Below are 3,538 nucleotides of genomic sequence, written 5' to 3'. Positions count from 1 at the left end.
CCCCCCCCCCCCCCCCCCCCCCCCCCCCCCCCCCCCCCCCCCCCCCCCCCCCCCCCCCCCCCCCCCCCCCCCCCCCCCCCCCCCCCCCCCCCACCGCCGTCGTCCGTCCGGCTCGCCGCCGCCCGTGCGCCCGGTCCGCTCAGCCCGTCAGCCGGAGCGCCACGGAGATCCCGCCCGCCATGAACGCGGTGCCGACCAGCATGAACACCACCTGCACACCGTGCCCGTAGCCGTCGATCCGCATCCGCTCGGGCCGCCTGGGGTCGTAGCGGATCCGGACCGGGGTCCCGGGCCGGAACCTGCCCACCCAGGAGCGCCCGTACGGAGACTCGACCTCCATGCGCCGCCCGTCGTCGGTCACCCAGCCGACGACCGGCCGGTGGACCGATCCTCCTTGCCCGTCGGAGGTCGTCTCCAGCCGGACGATCCAGCCTTCGGCCGGGACGCCCTCGCGCCGCAGGACGAAGGCACGCCGCAGGCCGACGAAGCCGATGACGAAGACGGCGGCGCCGACAGCGGCGAACGCGAGGGGAAACAGCCAGCCGGGCACGGGTCCACACTCCCTACGGGTCGGGGTCCAGAGTAGGGGTGCGGCCGGCGGCACGGGAGACTCGGGGGCGTACCGCCGGCGGTCTCGGCGCGCAGTGCGGTGACCAGCCAGGCGTACTCGTCGGTGTGCGCGGGCAGCGGCTCGCGGCCACGCACCCGCGCGACCAGTTCCCGGTACCGTACGGCGCCCGCCGCCCCGACTGTCGCCGCCCGCCCGGCCGGCGCCCCTGTGGCCGGACCACACGCCGCCCGCGCCGTCGGCGGACGAAAGGGCGGACCCCGCCTGATGTGCCGGTGCGGGAGTTGCCGAGGGACCCCAGCGTGCCGGAGTCCGTCCGGGGCGTCCTCGGGGACTGCCGGGGTCCGATCGCGGCCTGCGCGAAGCCGTGTACCGCGATCTGACGGCCGACGGCCGGGACGAGCTGGTGGTGGCCCTGGTGGACGAACCGTCCTCGGGACTGACGCTCGTTCAGGTCTACCGGGCTTCGGGCGGCACCGTGCGGCCGGTGCTGATCAACTGGGGCCCGGAGGGTCTCACCGGTGAGACCCTCGGCAAGGACCTGATCCTCACGTCGGCGGGCCGCGACGGCCGCGTCACCACCCGCTACCGGTGGAACGGCGAGGTGATGACCGTCGAGAACCCGTGGAAGTCGTCGGACGGCGTGAGGCCGGCGCCCGGCCCGCCGGCTCCCGAGAAGGCGGATCCGCGGCAGCACGCCCGGCCCGTCCGGTGAGATCCGGAGAACGGTGCGCCGTCCCGCCCCACCCCCGTCCGGGCGGGACGCCGCACTCGGCCTCCGGTGTCCCGGAGGTCAGTCACCGGCCCCGGGCCGCTCGTCCAGTTCATCGGGGAACTCCCGGTCGCCGGCCCGGGGCGTCTGCGGCCCGTGGCTCGTCATGACGACCGTCTGCTCGACCCGTACCATCCGGAAGACGTCCTCCGCGATGATCACCTGGTCCTCACCGCGTTCCACCGCGTCGGCCGCCCGGGCGAAACGGCCGGCGAACTCCCCCGCGTGCGCGCCCCGCGCCCGCAGCACGGCACCCAGGTCGAGCCGCGCCTCCTCCTCGAAGGGCACGGCCGGGAACAACTGCCGCCAGCCGCCCTCCTCGTGAATCATGGCGGCGTAGGCCGTGTAGTGGGAGACGGACATCCGCTCCCACTCGGGCCCGTCCACCCGGAACTCCTCACGGAGTTCCTCCTCACGCTTCCCGACCTCCAGCAGCCGCCGGGCCGCCGCGTCGTCGAATGCACCGTCTGAGCTCGCGTCCATACCCCCAGCGTGCCCCACCCCGCGGCACCCGGCGCGCGGAATCATCGACACGACGGGGTCAGGGCCGCCAGACGCCGGTGCGCGCGGCGTCCACGGCGAAGTCGGTGAAGTCACGGGGCTTCCGGCCGAGGGCCTCCTCGACTCCGTGCACGAGGTGGGCGTTGCGCCCGTCGTTGATCAGCTCGAACAGGTCGGCGAAGTCGGCGGGGGCGCCCACCGAGCGGAGGAAGTCCCGGTACTCCTCGATCGTGACCGGGGTGTACGCGATCTCCCGGCCGGTGACCCCGGACAGTTCACCGGCGATCTCCGCGAAGCCGATCAGCCGGGGTCCGGACAGCTCGTAAGTCCGGCCGGTGTGCCGGTCGTCGGTGAGCGCCGCGACGGCGACGTCCGCAATGTCGTCGACATCGACGAACGGCTCGACCGCGTCGCCGGTCGGCAGCGCCAGCTCCCCGGCGAGCACGGGCTCCAGGAAGAAGCCCTCGGTGAAGTTCTGGTTGAACCAGCTCGCCCGGACGACCGTCACATCGGCGCCGCTGCCGCGCACCTTCCCCTCGGAGATCAGGGCGCCTTCCTCACCTCGCCCGGAGAGCAGCACCAGACGGCGTACGCCCATGGCGACGGCCCGCTCCGCGAACGCGCCGACGGTCTCGGCTGCACCGGGGAAGGCGAGGTCCGGGTAGTAGCTGAGGTAGACGGCTCCGACACCGTCCAGCGCGGCGTCCCAGGTGTCGGGCTCCTCCCACACGAAGGGGGTCCCGCCGCGGCGTGAGGCGATGCGCACCGGCAGTCCGCGCCGCGTGAGCCGGGCGGCCACGCGCCGTCCGGTCTTGCCCGTACCACCGGTGACCAGGGTCGTGCTCGCCGCCGCATCCCGTGTGTGCACGGTGTTGTGCGTGTTCTGTGTCATGCGTTCAGTCAATTACGGGGCGGCCCCGCCGGACATGGCCGTGACGCTCACTCGCATAAGCGTGCGTCTACGCCGGTGGTAGCACTTTCGTCCCCGCGCTCCCCTGGTACTCCCCGCGCAGTAGTCGCGGGCCATCCGGCGAGCCGATGCGCCGTGAGCCGTACCGGTGGAGTGTGGGCGACGACGGAGCACTCGTTGCGGACGGGGAGAGAGCTGATGGACAGGGAGCTGGCCGAGTTCGGACGACGGTGGGCGATGGCCGAACTGCACGGTGACATCGACATGTTGGACCGGCTGCTCGCGGACGACTTCCGCGGGGTCGGACCGCGCGGATTCATCCTCGACAAGGCGCGTTGGCTGGAGCGGTACGCCTCGGGCGACCTCATCCACGACTCGTTCGACTGGAAGGAGGTCGAGGTGCGGCGGCACGGCGACGCCGCGGTGGCCATCGGAGTGCAGTGTCAGCAGAGCATCGTCGACGGCCGGGACGCGGACGGCCGCTTCCGCGCGACCCAGTTCCTGACGAAGTGCGGAGAAGACGCCGGGGCCGGGCCGGGTGCCGGGTGGCGGCTCGTCGGAATCCATCTGACCGCCATGGCCGAACCGCTGCCCTGAGCCCGCTCCGGATCGTCCACCAGGTCGGGGGGGGGGGGGGGGGGGGGGGGGGGGGGGGGGGGGGGGGGGGGGGGGGGGGGGGGGGGGGGGGGGGGGGGGGGGGGGGGGGGGGGGAGGGTGGGGGGGGGGGGGGGGGGGGGGGGGGGGGGGGGGGGAGGGGGGATAGACGAGGAGGGAGGGGTGGAGCTGG

5 protein-coding genes are annotated in these 3,538 nt (G+C 74.4%); 2 read left to right on the top strand and 3 right to left on the bottom strand.

Features of this window, described 5'->3' with window-relative positions; translation table 11 throughout:
- Positions 1-139: 139 nt before the first annotated feature.
- Positions 140-550, bottom strand: a complete 411-nt coding sequence (locus ACZ61E_RS22115; RefSeq protein WP_469701545.1) for a DUF3592 domain-containing protein — start codon at positions 548-550, stop codon at positions 140-142.
- Positions 551-935: 385 nt separating this feature from the next.
- Here ACZ61E_RS22115 and ACZ61E_RS22110 point away from each other — a divergent pair, with 385 nt between their 5' ends.
- The gene (locus ACZ61E_RS22110) at positions 936-1,283 is read left to right on the top strand and encodes a hypothetical protein (protein ID WP_469701544.1); all 348 of its coding nucleotides are present in this window, start codon (positions 936-938) and stop codon (positions 1,281-1,283) included.
- A 78-nt stretch (positions 1,284-1,361) separates the two neighbouring features.
- Here ACZ61E_RS22110 and ACZ61E_RS22105 read toward each other — a convergent pair whose 3' ends face one another.
- On the bottom strand, positions 1,362-1,823 hold the full coding sequence (locus tag ACZ61E_RS22105) for a DUF5954 family protein (RefSeq protein WP_469701543.1): 462 nt from the start codon (positions 1,821-1,823) through the stop codon (positions 1,362-1,364).
- Between the two features lie 58 nt (positions 1,824-1,881).
- On the bottom strand, positions 1,882-2,733 hold the full coding sequence (locus tag ACZ61E_RS22100; protein WP_469701542.1) for an NmrA family NAD(P)-binding protein: 852 nt from the start codon (positions 2,731-2,733) through the stop codon (positions 1,882-1,884).
- Positions 2,734-2,949: 216 nt separating this feature from the next.
- Between ACZ61E_RS22100 and ACZ61E_RS22095 the strand changes: the two genes are divergently transcribed.
- Positions 2,950-3,348 (top strand): nuclear transport factor 2 family protein, encoded by a 399-nt coding sequence (locus tag ACZ61E_RS22095; protein WP_469701541.1) that lies wholly within the window; start codon positions 2,950-2,952, stop codon positions 3,346-3,348.
- Positions 3,349-3,538 lie beyond the last annotated feature (190 nt).

This window comes from Streptomyces sp. NPDC104581 (assembly GCF_055583685.1).
Note: the sequence above shows the minus strand (reverse complement) of the source record. Positions and strands in the feature narration are given on the sequence as shown.

Bases quoted from the DNA above. Each gene is read 5' to 3' on its own strand.
- ACZ61E_RS22105 (WP_469701543.1), bottom strand. From the start codon at position 1,823: ATGGACGCGAGCTCAGACGGTGCATTCGACGACGCGGCGGCCCGGCGG.
- ACZ61E_RS22100 (WP_469701542.1), bottom strand. From the start codon at position 2,733: ATGACACAGAACACGCACAACACCGTGCACACACGGGATGCGGCGGCG.
- ACZ61E_RS22095 (WP_469701541.1), top strand. From the start codon at position 2,950: ATGGACAGGGAGCTGGCCGAGTTCGGACGACGGTGGGCGATGGCCGAA.